Raw genomic sequence first — 20715 nt, forward strand, 5'->3', positions numbered from 1 at the left:
CCAATGTCTAACAACCTTCAAGAATACAGGCTTACCCAGATTTCCCACCATCCCTAACCATTCATAAGCATAAAAAGAAAAACCTGAACGCTACAGCAGTAATGTTCAGGTTTTCTCGCTCATATATATTAGTTAAGAATCGCTTTATTTTGATCTAAACCGAGCGCTCGGTCAGTCGTTTGATTAACTTTTTGTAGTAACTCCGGATTTTCTGATAAAGAAAGGCCGTAAGATGGAACCATCTCTTTAATTTTTGGCTCCCAATCTTTTAGGTTTTCTGGGAAGCAGCGCTCAATGATATCAAGCATAACTGGAACAGCTGTTGATGCCCCTGGTGATGCGCCTAATAAGGCAGCTATTGATCCGTCACCTGCCGTTACCACTTCGGTACCAAATTGGAGCGTCCCTTTTCCGCCTTCTTCTGTATCTTTAATCACTTGCACACGTTGACCAGCAATGACTAATTCCCAGTCTTCACTTTTTGCATTTGGAACGAATTCACGTAATTGCTCCATACGTTTTTCTTTTGATTGTAGTACTTGCTCGATGAGATATTTTGTTAAGCCCATTTCCTTCACACCAGCTGATAACATGGTTAACACATTGCTTGGCTTAACAGAAGTGATTAAGTCAAACATGGATCCATTTTTCAAAAATTTTGGTGAGAAGCCGGCGAATGGACCGAATAGTAATGATTTTTGGTTATTAATGTATCTTGTATCCAAATGCGGCACAGACATTGGTGGTGCACCCACAGGCGCTTTACCATAAACCTTCGCATGATGCTGTTCAACGATCTCTTGGTTTGTACAAGACATAAAGATTCCACTTACAGGGAATCCGCCAATACCTTTCCCTTCAGGAATACCTGATTTTTGCAGTAAGTGTAAGCTTCCGCCTCCACAACCGATAAAGACAAAGTCTGCTTTATGGTTTTCCAGGTTTCCACCTGCATGGTCACGTACTTTCACTTCCCAGCCGCCATCTCTTGTACGTTTTAAATCATCTACACTATGCTGATAGTGCATTTCCACACCTTGAGACTCTAATTGTTGGAATAATAAACGTGTAAGAGCACCAAAGTTTACATCTGTTCCTGAATCGATTTTTGTTGCGGCAATCGCATCAGTAGTTGCACGGTTTTCCATAATTAATGGAATCCATTTTTTCAATGTTTCATGATCTGTCGCATACTCCATACCAGCAAATAGTGGGTTTTTAGACATTGCTTCATGACGTCTTTTCAGAAACTCTACATTTTTTTGTCCTTGCACTAAACTCATATGTGGCAAAGGCATAATGAACTCTTGTGGTCTTCTAATTAATTGACTATCAACTAGATAAGCCCAAAATTGTTTAGAAACTTGGAACTGCTCGTTAATATTGATGGCTTTCTTAATATCAACAGAACCATCTGGATTTTCTTTCGTATAGTTAAGCTCACATAATGCAGCATGACCTGTACCTGCATTGTTCCACTCATTTGAACTTTCTTCCCCTGTTTTATCCAATTTCTCAAACACTTTGATTTTCCAGTCTGGAACTAATTCTTTTAAGAGCGAACCTAAAGTCGCGCTCATAATCCCAGCACCAATTAAAATCACTTCTTTGGTTTCCCCGTTGCTCATTTTTTCCCATCCTTATACCGTGAAATTTGCAGAGAAAATAAGACAGTAGTCTAACCTACACCAAAAACGCTTCTCTACCCTTCCAGTTGTTGGTCGATGTAGGCAAACGTTTACATTGTGCAGGCACCTTCTCTTTAATATCGCTAAATTAAATGTCATCAATCTTTGCAAAATATATATTTCTCAATACTAATTATACTATAAAATTGGCAATTATCCATCATAGAAGAAATTCTTCTCCCTCTATAATAGTATAAATCCTATTTATATTATATAAAATTTTTTGATATTTGACTGAAAAAAATAATGGAAAACAGATAAAAGTCGGAAAGTTTCGCGCCTTTTTTCTTAGTGGTTATTCTATTTTTTGCTTTTAACGGATATTTTGCTGTTTTAAACAACTTTACTATTCCCTTTATTTATTATTGCAAAATACTTAAAAGCCCCCGAAAAATTTTCAGGGACTTATCATTACGCATTTATTTTTTCTATTACTTCTGAAGGAATATCACTTTCATTTACTTCATCGTAAGACGTGACTTCATTGCTATCATCAAGATAAAGCATTAAGTAGGCATCCTCTCGCAAAGCTCTAGAAGCAGAGAATTCCACAACGATTGCTTTACCCTCTTTATTATAAGCTGGCAGCTCATACCAATATCGTTTCATCACTTCTCCTGATTCCAATGTTTCTTCTTCTACTCGCGGCTCTTCATTTAATTGAACATACGCATTTTCTTTGCCTAAACGATTAAAATCCAAATTCATTAATAAGATAACCGCCACAATAAAAATGATAACAATTCCTGCGAAAATGCCCGTTGTCTTCTTCATTTATCTCTCCCCCAACATTGAAAATATCGTTTTTTGATAGCTACTTATTGTTAAGAAATAATAGATGAAATAAATAATTGTATATGCTAGCATCCATATGAAAACTGGCATCAGCAGATTCATCATTAACAAATTAGAAAAGGCAACTAAGGCGATCGCTCCATGCATTAATCCAAGTAGTAATGGTGCCGTAAAGATCATTCCCACTTGATGTCTAATCGTTCGTTTCATTTCTTTTTGTGACACACCAATTTTGTATAACACTTGATATTTCCCTTTATCTTCTTCTGCTTCCGTCATCATCTTAAAGAAAATGATGCTACCCGTAGCAACTAAGAATACGAGTCCAAGAAAGCTCCCAACAAAAAGCATAGAGCCTGAAGCTTCAATAGAATCTTTATATTGTTGGGTTGCACTTGAAAATTGTTCAGTAGAAGCAGCTAAATCATCTGATAATGCTTGCTGATTTTTATAATCTTCCACTTGAACTGCCTGGTAGGTCACCTGTGGACTGTCTATTTGTTCAAAAAAATCATCTGTTACAACTACTATTTTACCTCCCATTGTGAAGGTATTAACAACGGATCGATCCTCGTAAGCAGTCACATTTAATGTTTGCTTATTAAGCTTAACCTCATCTACTTTCGTCGACCAACGCTCATCATAATACGTATCCAGGATGAATGCCTCTTCCTGATTAATTGCAGGAAGGTCCTCCCACCCTTGTTGTGTAGCCAATTGCTTGAAGGTTGAATAATCCATTACTTGGTAGTCAATTTCCATGTCACCTTCAGCTATACGGACAGTTTTACTTTCGATTTCCTCTTCATACACAACAATGTCTTGTGTAATTTTCTGTGGCTCGCCCTCCCACATAAATGTAATAGGCGTATAGGTCTCTATTTCTTTGTCCGTATGATAATAAAGCCCAAATACCGCACCACCAGCAGTAATGGTTGTTGCACTTAAAGTCGCAATTACTGTTAGTGTTCGTGCATTCCCACGAATGCGGTGCAATAGCTGTGACGTTGTCCATAGATTTAAGCCTTTCCAAGCCCAGTTCTTTTGATTTTTTAATTTCGATAAAATATAGACAAGGACACTATTAAAAATCAGATACGTTCCTAACACCGTTAATCCAATAATCACTAATGGCATAGCTGCACTAAGTAAGCGCCATACTTCTGAAGTCATCAAATCTTGCAACGCCAACCAATAAGCACCTGCTAAAGATGCCACACCTAAGACAGCCGAGATAAGACGTGCTTTCGGCAATTCCTCGCCTTTCTTTTCTGCGTGAAATAAATCAATTAACTTAAAACGATAAATAACACGATAGCCTTGTAATGACGTAAATAAAAACAGAATCATAAAGACGATGACTGTATTCACGACTGCACTTGGTGAAAATGCTAGACTGCTCATTATTTCTAATCCCATTAATTTTAATAAAACCATTAAGAGCAGTTGTGATAGCAAGAAGCCCAAGCCCACACCAATAATTAAGGCAATGACGCCAATAACAATATTCTCGAAAAATAGCATAAAACCGATGGAGCGTTTACGCACACCAAGTAAAGAATAAAGCGCTACTTCCTGCTTCCTTTTTTTCATAAAAAAAGAATTCGAATAAAGGATAAACACGGCAACAAAAATAATCAGGACAAATGCAGATGCACTCATAATACTACTGACTTGCTTTGAGACTGCTGCCAAAGCCGTGATGTCTTCACTATATTTCAACGTGACAAAAGTAAAATAAATGATAATAGAGAAAATCATCGAGCCGATGTACAGCCCATAACTCTTCACATTTCGGCGAATATTTTTGATCGCTAAATCAAATAGCGTCATTATCGTCACCGCCTAGCTTTGCCAATTCCGCTAAGATCATTTGGAAAAACTCTTTCCTCGTATGTGAACCACGATAGATTTCCTTTGATAATTGGCCATCTTTAATAAACAGGATTCTGCGGCAAAAACTAGCAGCATAGGCATCATGCGTGACCATCATAATCGTTGTTTCATGCTTTTCATTTAATTGACTCATGCTTTCTAGTAAATCTGTTGCTGACTTTGAATCCAAAGCCCCAGTCGGTTCATCAGCAAAAATTAATTTAGGATTCGAAATCAGTGCACGACAAGCTGCTGTTCTTTGTTTTTGACCTCCTGATATTTGATAAGGATATTTATCCAATAAAGAAGCAATCCCGAAAGTATGCGCTAATGTCTCTACTTTTTCAGCCATTTCCTTTGCTGATTTTTTTGCAATCGCAAGTGGCAAGACAATATTTTCGCGAACCGTTAATGAATCGAGTAGATTGTAGTCTTGAAAAATAAAACCTAAATGATCACGGCGAAAATCCGCTAACTTCTCTTCTTTCATTTTGGCAATATTGTCTTCTTCAATATAAATATCACCGTTTGTCGGAGAATCAATTGTTGCCAATACATTTAGTAATGTAGACTTCCCAGCTCCTGATGGCCCCATAACGCCTACAAATTCCCCATGGCTAATGTCAAATGATATATTCTGAAGCGCATGAAATGTGTTTGCGCCTTTTCCGTATAATTTTTCTACCTTTTTTACAACTAATAATGATTCCATATATTAAGCACCTCTTTCTTATGTCTCTACTTTACCTCCCCATCCTTACACTAAATTCACTTCTACCTTACAAAATCCTTAAATTGTATATAATAATCGTTAAACACTGTTAAGATAAGGCTAATAGATAGATGAAAGGAAGGAATCATTGTGGAACAGCCTCGTATTCTAATCGTTGATGATGAACAAGATTTATGTCAGCTCATGCAAACATCTCTAAAAAAAGAAGGATTTCAATCGATACAAACTACCGGTACAGTTAAGAAAGGTTGGGAACAATTTCAAGCATTCTCCCCACATTTAGCGATTCTCGATGTGATGCTTCCTGACGGTGAGGGCTACGATTTATGTAAAAAAATCCGTGAAGTCTCGAGAATTCCAATTTTATTCCTATCCGCGAAAACAGATGAAGTCGATAAGATATTAGGATTGGCCATTGGCGGAGATGACTATATTACAAAACCATTCAGTCCAAAAGAAATGGCTTACCGTGTAAAAGCGCAACTCCGGCGTGCCGGTAGCTATTCACAACAGTTATCTGACCAAACAATGATAGAAAAAACGATGATGACTGCCGGCCCTTTTGCCTTAAATAAAGAGCAAACAGAAGTATACAAGCAAGAGCAGCGCTTAGAATTAACTGCTAAGGAAGTTGGGTTAATGGCTTGCTTTATCCGAAATCCAAATCGAATACTTAGTAAGGAAACATTGTTTCAAACCGTTTGGGGTGAAGACTTCTACGGAGCAGATAATACATTAATGGTTCATATCCGCAGATTACGTGAGAAAATAGAAGATAACCCATCCAAACCGACCTTCATTACGACGGTTAAAGGGCTCGGGTATCGACTGAATGTAAAATAGGTGAGGACAAATGAAATGGAAATTAACTGGTAGGTATTTATTCTCAATTTTAAGCATCGTTTTCATCGTCATCATTGTTAATACAATGGTTTTAATTGGTTTGCTTATTTATCAGCAACAACAAGGCATTGATCAAGTAGAAAGTGGTTCAGCCGAACGATTCACCCGTTCTTTTTCTAACTATTTAACATTAGAAGAGGAAGAGCCCACTCTTTCAGCTGAAGGAGTAGAGGCGCTAGAATCATTCGGTGCATGGCTGCAAATTTTAAATCAAAATGGAGAGGTGATTTCCTCTAAATTTGCACCAGATGGAGTTGCGAATCATTATAGCCCTGTAGAACTTGTACATAAATATAAGTATATGGACGATCATTTTAACACATATTTCATCGGTGAATTTGAAGAATATAGCTACATCATTGGTGTCCCCCAAAGTAAAGAGGAGCGCGTTACCTTCATGATGGATACCACTTCAGTCATTACATATATCTTCAAAGCAATCATTGCCATAACGATTGTTGATTTGATCATCGCCGCCATTGTTGGGCTACTCTTTAGCACAATTCTGACCAAGCCTGTTCATTATATGATTGAACGGATTTCACAACTTAAAGCACGAAATTTCACTGTTCAAAAGACGAAACGAGCAGGTATTTATAAACCTGTGTTTGCCAATCTGAATGAAGTCTCTACTACCCTTCAAGCACATGAGGAAGAACGTAAAAAGCTCGAAAATATGCGCAACGAATGGATCAGTAATGTTTCCCATGATTTAAAAACACCGCTTGCCTCCATTCGCGGCTATGCTGAATTATTAAATGAGGAGCAAGTTTCCCACGAGGAAAGACAGGAGTACGCAGGAGTCATTGAGCGGCAATCTCTTTATATGAAGGAATTACTAGATGACTTTAACCTTACACTGCGATTACGCAACCAAGAATTACCTTTGCACATACAAGAGACAAAGGCAGAACGATTTACGCGCGAGATTGTCATTGATGTCTTGAATGATCCCCGTTATGACGGTTATCATATCAGTTTTGAAAGCGATGATCCGTCATTAACTTGGTCCATCGATCAACATTTAATGAAACGCGCTCTATTGAATTTCATCCACAATGCTCTACTGCATAATCCATCAGACGTTGAGGTGGCTATCCGCCTAGACGCTGGAAAACTAATTATTGAGGATAATGGAAACGGCATCGCGCCTGATGAATTAGAGCAAATTTTTGACCGATACTACCGTGGTACAAATACAAAAGCACAAGGCACTGGGCTTGGAATGGCGATTGCGAGAGATATCATTACAGCCCACGGTGGCACGGTTCATCTGACAAGTGAACAGCATCACGGTACGAAGGTTGTTATTAAAATGTAAAAACAAATTAAAACACCCCTTTCCTTAATCTAGACTTAGAAAAGGGGTGTAAGAATGATATTTTTGTTATATTTACAGAATATTCAAAAATAAAATTGACTACTATCTAACATGTCTCTATAATTAACGTGAAATCAGTCTTACCATTCAAATGAAAGAGAAGGTGACATTTATTAAATTACCTGTGAAAGACCTAAAGAAGTCAATGGACTTTTTTAAACAAATGGGTTTACTTTCCACGATGATTTCACTAACGATGACGCCGCATGTATGGTCATCAATGAACAGACCTTTTCCATGCTGATGACAGTAGGACAGTTTAAAAACATCATTGACTCCAGTGAACAAATACATCTTTTGCCGCTGAAAGCAGAGACCAAGTCAATGAAAAGGCGTTAGATGCTGATGGTAATTGGCATCTGAAGCAAAAGACTTTGGATTTTATGTATCAAATGGGCTTTCAAAACCTAGATGGACATACTTGGGAAGTCATTTATATGGGTAGTCATTTATATGGGTAGTCAGGCGACAAAATAAAGGAGGCGACGATTTTGACCCTATCACTAGGACAAATCATGTTATACGTCAACGACCAACAAACAAGCTTGCAATTTTGGATAGAAAAGATCGGCTTCAAACTAATCGCGGAAAATAATGAAGGAGATTTTAAATGGTATGAGGTTGCGTCGTCCGAACAATCAGAAACAACCATAGTCCTTCAAGATAAACAAATCGTGGCAAAGATGAGCCCCGAATTACATCTTGGCACACCATCTCTCATGTTTTATACAGATGACGCCGAAAAGATTTATCAAACATATAAGAATAAAGAAATCACCGTAGGCGAGCTCGTTGAAATGCCTTTTGGTAAAGTATTTAACTTTGCCGATAACGAAGAGAATTATTTTGCGGTGATGGAGAAGAACTAGATATCCAAACACACGGGCTGTAAGTTCGTGTGTTTTTTTTAGTGGTAGATGATTGAATCCAATTGCCTTTGGCTGTTCCTTCTGTTTCACTGCTGATCCAACCAATTTTTCCAACTGCCGCGGGTTTTTGACGCGGTTCTTGCTTAATCCTATCAGGTTTTTCTACTGTCTCCGGTTTTTGACGCGGTTCCTGCTTAATCCAATCAGGTTTTTCTACTGCCTCTGATTTTTGACGCGGTTCTTGCTTAATCCAATCAGGTTTTTCTACTGACTCCGTTTTTTGACGCGGTTCCTGCTTAATCCTATCAGGTTTTCCTACTGACTACGATTTTTGACGCGGTTCCTGCTTAATCTAATCATTTTTTTCTACTGACTCCGTTTTTTGACGCGGTTCTTGCCTAATCCAATCAGGTTTTCCTACTGACTACGATTTTTGACGCGGTTCCTGCTTAATCTAATCATTTTTTTCTACTGACTCCGTTTTTTGACGCGTTTCTTGCCTAATCCTATCAGGTTTTCCTACTTCTACAGGTTTTTGACCCGTTCGCTTTCTCGCCGTATCCGATCAATTCACGTAATCCCCTAAAAAATCCCCATAAACATACGTAAAAAAAGCAAGGGACATTCCCCCGCTTCTTTTACGTCCCGCAATACGTTTGATAATTATCATCCTGTACCGGTACCTCTTTATACTTCTCCTGCTCTGCCGTATGCGCATATGGATGAGCGAGCACCGCTAATAGCTCGTCAAATAAATGATAATCCGCTTTGTCCACCGCTGCAGTTAATGCTTTTTCAACATAATAATTTCGTGGAATAACAGCTGGGTTATGATTTTTCATTAACTGTTCCACTTCCGCTTCTGATGCTTCCTGTCTCTTTAACCGTTCTTGCCAACGAGAGAGCCACTCTTTAAACACAGGCTGCTCTAATTTTCGATAGGTCAAAGCGATGAATGTGTTCGTATAATCTGCTTCATGCTCTTTCATAAGTTCCAGCAAATCGTGAATAAGAGCCTTATCTGCTTCTTCTGCTGTAAACAGACCGAGTTTGGCCCTCATTTCTCCGGTCCACTTATGAATATAGATACGATTGTATTCGCCGATTTCCTCTTGCGCAATCTTTACCGCTGCCTCGGTCTCTTCATGTAAAAGAGGGATAAGCGACTCTGCGAAGCGCGCCAAGTTCCAACCCGCCATATAAGGTTGGTTTCCGTATGCGTAACGACCTTGGACATCAATGGAGCTGAATACCGTTTCAGGGTCGTATCTATCCATAAAGGCACACGGGCCGTAATCAATTGTTTCGCCTGAAATCGTCATATTATCCGTGTTCATGACACCGTGAATAAAACCGACCGCTTGCCATTTAGCAATCAATCCTGCCTGAACGTCGATTACTTTGCGTAACAAGGCCAAGTATTTATTATCTTCTTTTAAAAGCTCAGGATAATGACGCTCAATGGTATAATCAGCTAACGCCTGCAATTCTTCCGGCTTCGTGAAGGTAGCCGCAAATTGAAAAGTCCCCACACGAATATGACTCGCAGCCACACGTGTCAAAATCGCCCCTGGCAATAGGGTTTCACGGACAATGTCATCACCTGTCTCAACTACAGCCAAACTTCTCGTTGTCGGTATACGCAACCCGTGCATCGCTTCACTGATGAGATACTCTCTCAACATCGGTCCAAGCGCCGCACGGCCATCCCCACCGCGTGAATACGGTGTTCTGCCCGCTCCTTTTAACTGAATATCAACGAGATCACCGTTTACCGTCAACTGTTCACCTAAGAGAATAGCGCGCCCATCACCTAAGCGGTTAAAATGACCAAACTGATGCCCTGCATAACTTTGTGCAATTGGCTCACTGCCCTCTGGTAATTGGTTTCCGGCTAACACGGCAAGACCCGCATCACTCTGTAACCAATCCTTGCTAATCCCTAAACTTTTCGCTACTTCTTTATTCCATTGCACCATCTCTGGCTCACTTGCTCGCTGTGGTTTTGTTTCTGTAAAAAGACCGGGAGACAGCTTCTTATAACTATTTTGCAAATTCCAGCCTGACACATGTCTTTCTGGCATTCTTATCGCCTCTCCTTTTGTATCATATTTGTTTTATTATATCTCTTCTTTTATCTTTACCTTATCTACTAAGAATATAAAGATCTTCGTTATCCCTTTTTATGAATGATTGTTTCTTTAACAAATGGATGGACGAAGCGTTCTCAGGATGAACACTCGCATAAATAGTAGAAATACTTAATTTTTTATTTGCAAATGCTAGAAGTAAGGTGATTGCATCTGTCGCATAACCTTTTCCCCAATATTGCCTGTCTAATCCATACATGAGGTAATATCTTTCAGTGACATCGTCAAAAGTAAAACCTGCATAGCCCAAATAATCATTGTTTTCCCTAGAATAAATGGAAAATTCCCAATTACCATTTTCACCAAAGGTCTGACATTGCTCAGCATATAATAACTCTCTTTCTGCATAACTTATTTGAGGAATGCCTCCCGTATACTTTCGTGCATCCTTATCATTCAGCATTTTCCAAACACAAGGGAATTCTTGCAGTTGGGGACTACCTAAATAAATATGACTACCTATGAGTTTCATCATTCACATCTCCTCTTCCTCTTTAAAATATACCATATTAGAAACTTGAGTATATCGATAAATTTTTATTGTTTTACAATAAATAACCTTGTATCCTATATATAAATTAATTTTATTATGGAGGGTTATAATGTCTTTAATATTATTTGTTGGTTCACTCATCATGTTAGTTATTATATTCTTTAAAAACCCCATCCTCTCTCAACTTGGCAAAGGGAATCCATTCGTGCACCTTTTAAAAAAGACGCCATGGTTCCAATCACATTGGGGAGCTGGGATTCTCCTATTCTTCATGAATACAGTCCTATTTTCTGCTACCATTCTGGCTCTTTATATTGTGGGCTATTTTGTCATTCCCTATGTTCACTTAATTTTTATGGTTTTAGCTGTATGCACAAGCATCTATTTATGGGCATCAGTAAATAAAGCCTGGCATGGCTCAAAAGGGGATAGATTAAAGTTAGCTACTATTGGAAGTAGTTTTTACATGGGATTAACCGTTTTATTTACTTTTTTGTACATCACTCTTGAGCCATCCTATCAAGGAGAGGATATTTTCATGCAGGCTATGGGGTTATTTCTAGCTATAATCGTTACAACCACTGCATGGATTACATGTTTTTTCATTACGGGGTTCTACCAACAAAACGCGGAAAAGATACGTTAAGCAAAATGGATGAGGACCTTGAACAAGTAATACTTCCATCGAAATGGTTAAAAATCATACCGTTTCAGAAGCCTTGCGCTTACTGGCTTTTTCTTTTTGTGCTTTTTGAGGGTTTTCCGAAAAAAAGACCTCAAAATAAAGTTGGACTTGCTTCTGGTTTAGCCTGTATAAACGCGGATAAATAGAGACAAACACCCCTAAAGGAGGTAAGATTTATGGCAATTGGAGAGAGATTTAAAACAGGATGGTTATACAGATGGGACGCGTACACCTAGTCCAACCGGCGAGGAAAAGAAAATCCAACTAGAAACCGAAGAAGTTTTCCCACCGATTAGCTCTTGTGACAAAGGGGCTTTTTGGCGAAAAACATCATACGCATAACGCAACGCCAATCTAGCTTATTGCTGGGTTGGCGTTTTTATTGGCTTTTCTTTCTCTGCTGAAATCTATAGAGCCTCTCTTCTAAAGCTGTATAAACCTCTCTCGGCACCTCCACCAATTCTACATCATCACCAAGAAAGAGCACCCAACTGGCTATTTCCTCTAGTTGATCTCGTTTCTCCATGGTGACATGTATTTTTGCAATAGCTGTTGTTTGATAGGGATCTGTATAGGTAAGCGCGACGTTAAAAGGATGGTACTTTTTATATTGAGCAATGGCTTTTGGTCCGAGTTTCATGACGATATTGTCTTTCACATGATGTTCAGCCATCTTTTTTAGGATGGCTTTATTACTTAATCTTTTTTTCGGATGGAAGACGTTTATCTCGGTCAAATGATCTACCGGTATAAGCCTTTTTCTTTCTTCATTTAGATCAAAACCTTCTACCCACCAAATATTTTTCTCGCGGTATAGATGGATAAGGTAGATAGAATATTTCTCGTTGTTTGCGGAAAGTATGAGATAGCGGTCAAAAAGTAACAGTTGAATCAGTTTTTCTAGTATTGGATGAGGTAAGTCTGATAGTTCTAAAAGGTCAGGATTATGGGGGTTCGTTCCTTCAAATAAGAGAATCTTATTTAAAAGTACAAGATCATCTTGTTGCGCTTCTGAAATCAGGCCAAGTAATTTTTCAGCTAGTGATTGGCGACTCTTTAAATAAGGGAGTTGCAAATTTCTCGTTGCCATAAAGGCGATAAACAGAGCTTTGAGCTCGTTATCAGTGAAGCGAACAGAGGGAAGGACTGCATTTTTCATGACAGCGTAGCCTCCGTCTCGTCCCACTTCTGCAACAAGTGGCACACCCATGCTTTCAATTTCTCGGATATCGCGAATGGCTGTTGACCGCGATATTTGGAATTCCTGCATGATTTCAGCAATCGTAAAATGGGCACGATTATTAATGTATCGCATCATGACATTAATTCTTTCAACCTTTTTCATCTCAGTCTCCTTAACAGTGTCATTTTTTGACATGATTTAAAGTTATTATAAACTCATCAAATGAAAACACCAATCATTTGGTTAAATTTCAAGAAAGAAGGACGATAAAAATGGCTAATTACTCATTACAAGAAAAAGAAGGTTTCGTCGTATTAGGCTTTGGAATTGAAATTGTAGCGGACTATAGAGACCAAGAAAGCATCAATCAACAAAAAAGCGATTTCTGGGAGACGGTGAAAAGTGATGGCACACTTGAGCAGCTTAAATCCGTGGCAGACAATAATTATATTTTCGCAGTCAATGAGGCGGTCAATAACAAAATGATGCATTATGCAGGCGTGATGACAGAAAAGACATTACCTGATGCAACGAGAATTATCCAATTTCCTAAAGGACCCTACCTCGTTGTCGAAGGAAAAGCTGACTCCGCTCAAGAATTAAGTAATCAATTAACAGCCGTGGCCTTTGGTCAAGCATTAGTTGAAATGACTGACTATGCTTATGTTGGTGGACCAAACACAACAGTGGAAATGAGTGAGGACAACGGTACAGTATACGGTGAAATGTGGATTCCTGTTGTTAAAAAATAACAGGAATGGTGATCCCACTTTTAAGGTGGGGTCACTTTCGTTTATATGCAACTAGCTAAAAGCGCAATTCCCTCTTCAATTTCCTCAATGGATAGTCCACCAAACCCAAGCATGATATACCTTTGGCTGTCGCTAATTGGATGTAGCCAAAAACGTGAAGGGGCGTAAACTTTTACACCTTTTTTTAACCCTTTTTCAATCACTTGTGGTGCTGCCTGCCCTTGTAATTCTAGGAGGATATGTAAGCCCGATTTTTCCCCGATTATTTCTACTTTATTGCCTAAATGTTGCTCAATACTATTTAATAGTGTTTGATGTTTTCTCTGATATGTTTTTCTCATTCTCCGAATATGTCGTTCAAAATCACCTGCGTGCATAAACTTAGCCATAGCTACTTGTATCATAGGTGAAACCGGCTGGTCATAATCAGAAAACTTTTGTCCGTACTGCTTCATTAGTGAAGGCGGGAAAACGATAAAGCTCATGCGCATGGAAGGGAGAAATGATTTTGAAAAGGTTCCTAAGTAGATGACTTTTTCTTCTTCATCTAGCGATTTGAGCGAGGGGATAGGCTGACCTTGATAACGAAACTCCCCGTCATAATCATCCTCGATAATATAACCAGCTGATTGATAAGCCCAGTTAAGCATTTGCGTTCTTTTACCGACTGGAAGAATCATCCCGAACGGAAATTGGTGAGAAGGGGTCACATAAACGGCTTTTGCCTTACTTTTCTGTAGATGATAGATAGATAAACCATCTTTCTCAAGTGGCACAGGGACCATCTCACAGCCTTGATCAACAAAGACGGTACGCACCCCACTATAGCCTGGCTCTTCTATCGCCACCTCTTTTCCCTGCAATTTCAAAAGTCGGCAAATGATCTCTACTGCTGATTGTGTGCCACTCGTAATCAAAATCTGCTCTGGTCTCGTATGAACTCCTCTTGATTGCAGCAAATAGGTAGCTATTTCACGACGTAAGGACCACTCACCTTGTTTGTTGCTATACTGGGATAATAACTCCCCCTCTTCTTCCATCGCATCTGACAGGCATTTTTTCCATCTTTTAAAAGGAAACTTGATAACGTCGACATTCCCATACTTAAAATCAATGACCGACTTTCTCACTCTTTCCCTCTCTATCACAAGTGATGGCACTTCTTCAGAAGAATGAGCGAGCCGTTCTTCGATTTCTGCGACCCAAATCCCACTTCTAGGGACACTCTCTAAGTAACCTTCTGCTTGTAATTGTTGGTACGCTGCCTCCACTGTGTTTCTACTAATCTGTAAATAATCGGTTAACTGCCTAATTGAAGGGATCTTTGTACCAGGAGGTAGCCTTCCCTCTTCAATTTCTGTTTTTATCCAATGATAAAGCTGACTATATAGCGGTATAGATGATTCCCTTTGAATAAATGGCGTGATTTCCACCTCGTTGACCCCCAACTGTCCCTAAGAAATTTTTCCATTCTGGCACTTTTACTAAATACAGATTTTTCTTACGATTATTTTAACATTTACTCAAAAAGGATGGGATGGAAATGACCTATGAAATTCGCAATCAAAAATTAGTGTGCACCGATCAGGTCCGCATTGAACAATTAATAAGTACTACACGCACCGGTTATCTGGGATTAACAGATGGTGAACACCCTTACGTCGTTCCATTAAACTATACTTGGATAAACGGATCGCTTTATTTTCACGGTGCTGCTGCCGGCAGAAAAATTGAAATAATCCGCGAGAACCCTCATTGCTGTTTCACCATCGCAGAAGATTACGGTACAATGGTTAGCCCGATTCCGGCGAAAACGGACACTGCCTATATGAGCGTTATGCTTTTCGGGCAACTTCAAGCCGTAACCGACATAACAGAAGCCACCGCCGCTATGCAAGGCATGCTCGATAAATACGTCCCCGGATATTACGATAAAAAATTGGCTCAAACGCATGTGAAAAAATACCAATCTTCTTTAGGGAGTTATACGATGGTTTTTAAATTGACACCGGATGAGATAACAGCGAAGGAGAATAAAATGATTGAGGAGGCACGGTTTTACATGGGGAGAACGGTTTAAATCAAATGCGAAAGCACCTGGATTAATAATCTCGATTGATTCAGGTTCTTTCATTTCTCAGATAGGAAATTATTTAATCCTTTTACTCCGACACGGATTACGAGCAATTGTAACTCATTTTTGTTGGGTTTTTGCGCACATCTCGCGGTTGCGCACATTTCCAGTTTGCTCACATATCTTGCACGTTTCATGCTCATTGTGGGGGTATTTTCTCTTTGACCACACATCTTACTCATTTCTTGCTCACTTGTGGGGGCTTTTCCTCTTTGCTCACACATCTTGCTCGTTTCATGCTCACTTGTGAGGGCTTTTCCTCTTTGACCACACATCTTACTCATTTCTTGCTCACTTGTGGGGGCTTTTCCTCTTTGACCACACATCTTGCTCATTTCTCGCTCACTTGTGGGGGTATTTCCTCTTTGCTCACACATCCACCTCATTTCACACTCTCTTGTGGGGGTATTTGATTAAGTCCATATAATTGTGTAAAAAGAAGAGTCATTTTATTCCTTCTTGTCAACACTGTTTTCAACGACGATAAACAATGAAAGAGGAATAAGAATGACTCAAATACAGTTTAACCTAGATTTGGATGTTTTAAAAGAAGCCGTTATAAACTCAAATATTGATACTGTGGTTAGATCTGCTATTGTCCTTGTATTAAATGAATACATGGAAAAAGAAAGAGATCAATATATACAAGCTGCTGGTTACGAACGCACGACTGACCGTTTAGATTATCGTAATGGCTACTACGAACGTGATTTTACGATGAGTATTGGGAAGCTAAAACTTAAAGTACCACGCACTAGAAATGGTGAATTTTCAACTTCCGTTTTTGAAAAATATGCACGATGTGATCAAGCCTTCGTTATCTCAATGGTCGAAATGGTGATTAATGGTATATCTACTCGTAAGGTTACACATATTGTGGAACAGCTTTGTGGGGAGAACGTTTCAAAGTCTTTTGTTTCCTCTCTTACTCAAAAGCTAGATCCTATCGTTAACGACTGGGCCAAGAGACCACTTAATGTCTCCTACTATCCTTTTATCTTTGTGGACGCTATGTATATTAAGGTGCGCGAGCACCATCGAGTTGTCTCCAAAGCGATTTATATTGCGACCGCCCTGACTGATAAAAACACTCGTGAGATTCTTGGCCTTCAAGTTGATCATGTTGAGAACTATGATAGCTGGAGTCGATTTTTTCAACAGCTTAAATCCCGTGGACTTCAGTCTCCAAAGCTCGTTATTTCAGACGCTCATCAAGGTCTTCAAAAAGCAATTCTACGGGAGTTTATCGGCACTAGCTGGCAGAGATGTAATGTACATTTTAAACGTAATATTATCGAGAAACTCCCAAAGAAAGATTCTGGTGAAATTAGGACGATGGTCAAGCGGATTTTTGAAGCGGTAACTATAGAGGATATGAGGAATTTCAAAGAGGAACTTATGAACCAATTCGGTGAAAACCCTAAATTCACAAACGCCTTAAAAATCCTTGATGAAGGCTTTGAAGATACCATTCAATATATGGGACATTCACAAGCTCTTTGGCCTCATATAAGAAGTACGAATTCATTAGAACGGTTAAATCAAGAAGTTCGTAGAAGGGAAAGAGTCATACGGATTTTTCCTAACACTCAGTCCGCTTTTCGTTTAGTGGGAGCTGTCTTACTTCATTATCAACAAACGGTTTACCAAAAGAGAAAATCCTTATGCAAATAGCCTCTACATTTGAGTGAAACTTCCATTATAGATGGTTTCATAGCCAGGGTGGACTGTCAAAGTGAGGAGCCTTTGACATCCCACCCTGGCTATGAAGGAATAGAACCATGGAAGATTCCCTCAAAAAATGTAAGGGGATAAATCATATCACTAATTAATAGTTGAAAACAGTGGTTTAGAATTTTACACAATATTAAGGACTTGACTGAGCATTTCCTCTTTGCTCACACATCCACCTCATTTCACACTCTCTTGTGGGGGTATTTCCTCTTTGCTCACACATCCACCTCATTTCATACTCTCTTGTGGGGGCTTTTCCTCTTTACTCACACATCTACCTCATTTCTTACTCTCTTGTGGGGGTATTTCCCCTTTGCTCACACATCCACCTCATTTCATACTCTCTTGTGGGGGTATTTCCTCTTTGCTCACACATCCACCTCATTTCACACTCACTTGTGGGAGCATTTCCCCTTTGCCCACACATCTACCTCATTTCACACTCACTTGTGGGGGCTTTTCCCCTTTGCCCACACATCTACCTCATTTTCACTCACTTATGTAGGCAATTGAACTTTCTTTTCCCTAAAGTTCTACGCATAACTCAAAATTACACTGCTAGCCCTTTCGTTCACCCCGTCAACTTCGTCAAATATCAATCATTAACATAAAAAGGTGAAGAACCCTTATGATTCCTCACCTCTCTATTATTATTTCCTTGCCACATGGACCTTCAATTGTTTGCCTTTAACCGTTGTATGCTTCATCGTTTCCAAAACAAGTGGACCTTTATCATTTAATATTTCCACATAAGTGGCAGTATCTTGGATAGTAATGATCCCGATATCGTCGGCTGTGACGCCGTCTATTTTGGCAATTGTACCAACAAAATCAACTGCTCTTAGTTTCTTTTTCTTGCCGCCATTGAAATAAAGCTTCATAATCTGTTCATTTAATTTTTCACTTTTCGCTTCTTTTACTGGTGGCTCGCTGTTCAGTTTTTCCAAAAATGCTGGTCTTGCCGCCGACACTGCTGCTTTCGCAGGCGCTTCAGAAGCAGGGATTCGGAAGCCAATGTATGATTCGATTTCTTTAAGGAACTTATCTTCATGCGGTGTCACAAAAGTAATTGCTTTACCATGATGTCCTGCTCGCCCTGTTCTTCCTGCCCGGTGCACATAGCTTTCCTTCTCTAACGGAAGATCATAATTGATGACATGAGTGATCTGGTCAATATCAATCCCTCTGGCTGCGACATCCGTTGCTACCAAGTAACGAAATTCTCCTCTTCGGAAGTCTTCCATTACTTCTAAACGATCGTATTGCTCCATGCCACCGTGGATCATATCGCAATCATAGCCTTTATCCGTCAACTCGTCACACAGTGTATCAACACGCTCCTTCGTGCGGCAGAAAATAATTGCACTGTCCGGATTCTCAATGGTTGTCACATCCTCTAACAAGGACAACTTTTCGTTTTCCGATACGGTATAAAGGCTATGTGCAATATGGTTCGTCGCCTGTTCGCTTGCTTTAATTTCAATATCAACCGGTGTTTTCATGTAGTTAAGTGACAACGTTTTTACCCGGTCTGGTAATGTTGCCGAGAAAAGATACGTATTCCGCTGTTTGGGCATCTCTTCAATAATCGCTTCCACCTGTTCAATAAAGCCCATATTAAGCATCTCATCCGCTTCATCGATAACTAAATATTTCACTTCATCCAACACAAGCGTGCCCTTTTCAATATGATCGAGCACACGTCCCGGTGTCCCGACAACGACATGCATTTTCTGCTTTAGTTCATTCTTTTGGATATGAAACGGTTGTTTTCCAACAATCGCAGACGCTTTAACCCTTTTAAAACGCCCGATATTGATGATGTCTTCTTTCACCTGTACGGCCAGTTCCCGCGTTGGTGTCAGTACAATCGCTTGTGGCTTATTCTCTTGCCAATCAACTAACTCACAAATCGGAATCCCATAAGACGCTGTTTTTCCGCTTCCTGTTTGTGATTTAACAACAAGATCAATCTTTTCTAGAATCAATGGAATAACCTTTGCCTGTACTTCAGTCGGTTTATGATAATCTAAACTATCCAAAGCACGCACAATCTCACCGCTTAATGGATAATCTGTAAAACTCGTATTGGTCATGTAAAAACCTCATTTTTTTCTTATTATTCTCTTTCATAAACCTCTATTATACCTTATCCACTTACGAAAGTGACAACGGTCCAGTTCAAACCTCACGTTATGTAAGGAAATCTCTAATTAATTAAGAACCATTCAATAGATACATAAAACGAAAATAAAAATACAACAATGAGAAACACACCTATTCCTCTCTGTTCTTTTTTAAATGCTTCTAACCCTAAAACCAACATAGTAAGACCTAAAAATAAAATCATGATATCGCTAAACCTAAAATCTTTTGTCATTACGCCATAACTCGCCATTACTAGCCAGATGACCGAAAAGACATAACGTAAGATTCTCAACAAAATAATCAAACCTTTCTAAATAAAATTCATTGAATTAACTATCCATTGTTTTGTGTCATTCTTAATCTAGTGTTAGCGTATTAGAAAATAATGAAAAAATAGAGGAAACGTTTGTGATTATTCCTTAAAATAAGTATAGTTAGTACTTAACGAACCATTTAAAAAGGATGTGGCAATATGCGCCTTAATAAATATATTAGTGAATCAGGAAAGGCTTCTAGAAGAGGAGCGGATAAATTAATTGCTGACGGAAGAGTCACTATTAATGGGAAACGTGCCAAGATTGGCACTCAAGTCGAGCCCGGCGATGACGTTCGCGTGGACGGCAACCAAATCCGTGTAGCCAGGAATAATGTTTATATTGCGCTCAATAAACCTGTGGGCATTACGAGCACGACTGAAAAAGGTGTGAAAGGGAATATTGTTGACCTCGTGAATCATCCCTTACGAATCTTCAATATCGGTCGTCTTGATAAAGATTCAGAAGGCCTAATTCTCATGACAAATGACGGTGATATCGTCAACGAAATCTTGCGTGCAGAAAACCAGCACGAAAAAGAATATATCGTTTCCGTCGATAAACCGATCACGCCTGAATTCGTGAAGCAGATGTCAGAAGGTGTGAAAATCTTAGGAACCACTACCCTACCTTGTAAAATCGACCCTTTATCAAAATTCGATTTTCGCATCACTTTAACACAAGGGCTTAACCGCCAAATTCGTCGCATGTGTGCTGAATTCGGCTACGACGTATTACGTTTACAAAGAATTCGCATCATGAATATCAACTTAGGCTCCCTTCCACCTGGACAATGGCGCGATTTGTCTAAGAAAGAGAAGAATCAATTGTTTAGAGAATTGAATTATGAGCCGAAGGAATGGTAAAAAAGGAATCTA

The 20715-nt window shown here is 39.2% G+C and carries 20 protein-coding genes; 9 read left to right on the forward strand and 11 right to left on the reverse strand.

Annotated features, from left to right (window positions below):
• Positions 1 to 128: 128 nt before the first annotated feature.
• The 4 genes from MHH73_RS21740 to MHH73_RS21755 all read right to left on the reverse strand — a co-directional run bounded on the left by MHH73_RS21740 (position 129) and on the right by MHH73_RS21755 (position 5070).
• Positions 129 to 1628, reverse strand: a complete 1500-nt coding sequence (locus MHH73_RS21740) for a malate:quinone oxidoreductase (RefSeq protein WP_191816978.1) — start codon at positions 1626 to 1628, stop codon at positions 129 to 131.
• 471 nt (positions 1629 to 2099) lie between these two features.
• Positions 2100 to 2462 (reverse strand): YxeA family protein, encoded by a 363-nt coding sequence (locus MHH73_RS21745; protein WP_191816979.1) that lies wholly within the window; start codon positions 2460 to 2462, stop codon positions 2100 to 2102.
• Positions 2463 to 4316: an FtsX-like permease family protein gene (locus MHH73_RS21750; protein ID WP_191816980.1), complete on the reverse strand. Its 1854-nt coding sequence runs from the start codon at positions 4314 to 4316 to the stop codon at positions 2463 to 2465. It lies immediately after the preceding gene.
• Positions 4303 to 5070 carry an ABC transporter ATP-binding protein gene (locus tag MHH73_RS21755; protein WP_191816981.1) on the reverse strand — a complete coding sequence of 256 codons (768 nt, stop codon included), beginning with the start codon at positions 5068 to 5070 and terminating at the stop codon, positions 4303 to 4305. The genes MHH73_RS21750 and MHH73_RS21755 overlap by 14 nt, the downstream gene beginning before the upstream one ends.
• Before the next feature lie 150 nt (positions 5071 to 5220).
• Between MHH73_RS21755 and MHH73_RS21760 the strand changes: the two genes are divergently transcribed.
• From MHH73_RS21760 to MHH73_RS21770, 3 genes are all read left to right on the forward strand, one after another.
• Positions 5221 to 5934, forward strand: a complete 714-nt coding sequence (locus tag MHH73_RS21760; protein WP_191816982.1) for a response regulator transcription factor — start codon at positions 5221 to 5223, stop codon at positions 5932 to 5934.
• A 10-nt stretch (positions 5935 to 5944) separates the two neighbouring features.
• Positions 5945 to 7315, forward strand: coding sequence for a sensor histidine kinase (locus MHH73_RS21765; protein WP_191816983.1), 1371 nt, complete (start codon positions 5945 to 5947; stop codon positions 7313 to 7315).
• A gap of 551 nt (positions 7316 to 7866) precedes the next feature.
• Positions 7867 to 8244, forward strand: a complete 378-nt coding sequence (locus tag MHH73_RS21770; RefSeq protein ID WP_191816984.1) for a VOC family protein — start codon at positions 7867 to 7869, stop codon at positions 8242 to 8244.
• A 638-nt stretch (positions 8245 to 8882) separates the two neighbouring features.
• Here the strand turns inward: MHH73_RS21770 and MHH73_RS21775 are convergent.
• Together MHH73_RS21775 and MHH73_RS21780 are read right to left on the reverse strand one after the other, a co-directional pair.
• Positions 8883 to 10328 carry a protein adenylyltransferase SelO gene (locus MHH73_RS21775; RefSeq protein WP_191816985.1) on the reverse strand — a complete coding sequence of 482 codons (1446 nt, stop codon included), beginning with the start codon at positions 10326 to 10328 and terminating at the stop codon, positions 8883 to 8885.
• A gap of 61 nt (positions 10329 to 10389) precedes the next feature.
• Positions 10390 to 10869, reverse strand: a complete 480-nt coding sequence (locus MHH73_RS21780) for a GNAT family N-acetyltransferase (protein WP_191816986.1) — start codon at positions 10867 to 10869, stop codon at positions 10390 to 10392.
• 127 nt (positions 10870 to 10996) lie between these two features.
• Here MHH73_RS21780 and MHH73_RS21785 point away from each other — a divergent pair, with 127 nt between their 5' ends.
• Complete coding sequence (locus MHH73_RS21785) at positions 10997 to 11533, forward strand: hypothetical protein (RefSeq protein WP_191817401.1); 537 nt, start codon at positions 10997 to 10999, stop codon at positions 11531 to 11533.
• A gap of 222 nt (positions 11534 to 11755) precedes the next feature.
• The gene (locus MHH73_RS21790) at positions 11756 to 11914 is read left to right on the forward strand and encodes a hypothetical protein (RefSeq protein WP_191817402.1); all 159 of its coding nucleotides are present in this window, start codon (positions 11756 to 11758) and stop codon (positions 11912 to 11914) included.
• Positions 11915 to 11951: 37 nt separating this feature from the next.
• On the opposite strand, the gene MHH73_RS21795 is transcribed toward MHH73_RS21790, so the two are convergent.
• Complete coding sequence (locus tag MHH73_RS21795) at positions 11952 to 12917, reverse strand: helix-turn-helix transcriptional regulator (protein ID WP_191817403.1); 966 nt, start codon at positions 12915 to 12917, stop codon at positions 11952 to 11954.
• 110 nt (positions 12918 to 13027) lie between these two features.
• Between MHH73_RS21795 and MHH73_RS21800 the strand changes: the two genes are divergently transcribed.
• Positions 13028 to 13507 carry a GyrI-like domain-containing protein gene (locus MHH73_RS21800; RefSeq protein WP_191817404.1) on the forward strand — a complete coding sequence of 160 codons (480 nt, stop codon included), beginning with the start codon at positions 13028 to 13030 and terminating at the stop codon, positions 13505 to 13507.
• A 41-nt stretch (positions 13508 to 13548) separates the two neighbouring features.
• Here the strand turns inward: MHH73_RS21800 and pdxR are convergent, their stop codons facing one another.
• A complete protein-coding gene (gene pdxR / locus MHH73_RS21805) occupies positions 13549 to 14940 on the reverse strand; it encodes a MocR-like pyridoxine biosynthesis transcription factor PdxR (protein ID WP_318245534.1) in 1392 nt (463 codons plus the stop codon).
• A gap of 110 nt (positions 14941 to 15050) precedes the next feature.
• On the opposite strand from pdxR, the gene MHH73_RS21810 reads away from it, so the two are divergent.
• The gene (locus tag MHH73_RS21810; RefSeq protein ID WP_191817405.1) at positions 15051 to 15587 is read left to right on the forward strand and encodes a pyridoxamine 5'-phosphate oxidase family protein; all 537 of its coding nucleotides are present in this window, start codon (positions 15051 to 15053) and stop codon (positions 15585 to 15587) included.
• Positions 15588 to 15637: 50 nt separating this feature from the next.
• Here MHH73_RS21810 and MHH73_RS21815 read toward each other — a convergent pair whose 3' ends face one another.
• On the reverse strand, positions 15638 to 16027 hold the full coding sequence (locus MHH73_RS21815) for a hypothetical protein (RefSeq protein WP_191817406.1): 390 nt from the start codon (positions 16025 to 16027) through the stop codon (positions 15638 to 15640).
• Positions 16028 to 16148: 121 nt separating this feature from the next.
• On the opposite strand from MHH73_RS21815, the gene MHH73_RS21820 reads away from it, so the two are divergent.
• The gene (locus MHH73_RS21820; RefSeq protein ID WP_341065002.1) at positions 16149 to 17315 is read left to right on the forward strand and encodes an IS256 family transposase; all 1167 of its coding nucleotides are present in this window, start codon (positions 16149 to 16151) and stop codon (positions 17313 to 17315) included.
• 710 nt (positions 17316 to 18025) lie between these two features.
• Here MHH73_RS21820 and MHH73_RS21825 read toward each other — a convergent pair.
• Positions 18026 to 19471, reverse strand: coding sequence for a DEAD/DEAH box helicase (locus tag MHH73_RS21825; RefSeq protein WP_191817318.1), 1446 nt, complete (start codon positions 19469 to 19471; stop codon positions 18026 to 18028).
• 113 nt (positions 19472 to 19584) lie between these two features.
• Entirely contained in the window at positions 19585 to 19818 is a 234-nt protein-coding gene (locus tag MHH73_RS21830) for a DUF3953 domain-containing protein (RefSeq protein ID WP_191817319.1), read from the reverse strand.
• Between the two features lie 177 nt (positions 19819 to 19995).
• Between MHH73_RS21830 and rluF the strand changes: the two genes are divergently transcribed.
• The gene (gene rluF, locus MHH73_RS21835; protein ID WP_191817320.1) at positions 19996 to 20703 is read left to right on the forward strand and encodes a 23S rRNA pseudouridine(2604) synthase RluF; all 708 of its coding nucleotides are present in this window, start codon (positions 19996 to 19998) and stop codon (positions 20701 to 20703) included.
• The last annotated feature ends 12 nt before the right edge of the window (positions 20704 to 20715 follow it).

This window comes from Cytobacillus sp. FSL K6-0265 (assembly GCF_038003465.1).
GTDB lineage: Bacteria > Bacillota > Bacilli > Bacillales > Cytobacillaceae > Cytobacillus > Cytobacillus stercorigallinarum.

What these genes read in the sequence shown, in the direction of transcription:
- MHH73_RS21775 (WP_191816985.1), bottom strand. Translation starts at nt 10,328, where the DNA reads ATGCCAGAAAGACATGTGTCAGGCTGGAATTTGCAAAATAGTTATAAG.
- MHH73_RS21750 (WP_191816980.1), bottom strand. Translation starts at nt 4,316, where the DNA reads ATGACGCTATTTGATTTAGCGATCAAAAATATTCGCCGAAATGTGAAG.
- MHH73_RS21795 (WP_191817403.1), bottom strand. Translation starts at nt 12,917, where the DNA reads ATGAAAAAGGTTGAAAGAATTAATGTCATGATGCGATACATTAATAAT.
- MHH73_RS21785 (WP_191817401.1), top strand. Translation starts at nt 10,997, where the DNA reads ATGTCTTTAATATTATTTGTTGGTTCACTCATCATGTTAGTTATTATA.
- MHH73_RS21820 (WP_341065002.1), top strand. Translation starts at nt 16,149, where the DNA reads ATGACTCAAATACAGTTTAACCTAGATTTGGATGTTTTAAAAGAAGCC.
- MHH73_RS21755 (WP_191816981.1), bottom strand. Translation starts at nt 5,070, where the DNA reads ATGGAATCATTATTAGTTGTAAAAAAGGTAGAAAAATTATACGGAAAA.
- MHH73_RS21825 (WP_191817318.1), bottom strand. Translation starts at nt 19,471, where the DNA reads ATGACCAATACGAGTTTTACAGATTATCCATTAAGCGGTGAGATTGTG.
- MHH73_RS21815 (WP_191817406.1), bottom strand. Translation starts at nt 16,027, where the DNA reads ATGAGGTGGATGTGTGAGCAAAGAGGAAATACCCCCACAAGTGAGCGA.
- MHH73_RS21780 (WP_191816986.1), bottom strand. Translation starts at nt 10,869, where the DNA reads ATGATGAAACTCATAGGTAGTCATATTTATTTAGGTAGTCCCCAACTG.
- MHH73_RS21800 (WP_191817404.1), top strand. Translation starts at nt 13,028, where the DNA reads ATGGCTAATTACTCATTACAAGAAAAAGAAGGTTTCGTCGTATTAGGC.
- rluF (WP_191817320.1), top strand. Translation starts at nt 19,996, where the DNA reads ATGCGCCTTAATAAATATATTAGTGAATCAGGAAAGGCTTCTAGAAGA.
- MHH73_RS21745 (WP_191816979.1), bottom strand. Translation starts at nt 2,462, where the DNA reads ATGAAGAAGACAACGGGCATTTTCGCAGGAATTGTTATCATTTTTATT.
- MHH73_RS21765 (WP_191816983.1), top strand. Translation starts at nt 5,945, where the DNA reads ATGAAATGGAAATTAACTGGTAGGTATTTATTCTCAATTTTAAGCATC.
- MHH73_RS21810 (WP_191817405.1), top strand. Translation starts at nt 15,051, where the DNA reads ATGACCTATGAAATTCGCAATCAAAAATTAGTGTGCACCGATCAGGTC.
- MHH73_RS21740 (WP_191816978.1), bottom strand. Translation starts at nt 1,628, where the DNA reads ATGAGCAACGGGGAAACCAAAGAAGTGATTTTAATTGGTGCTGGGATT.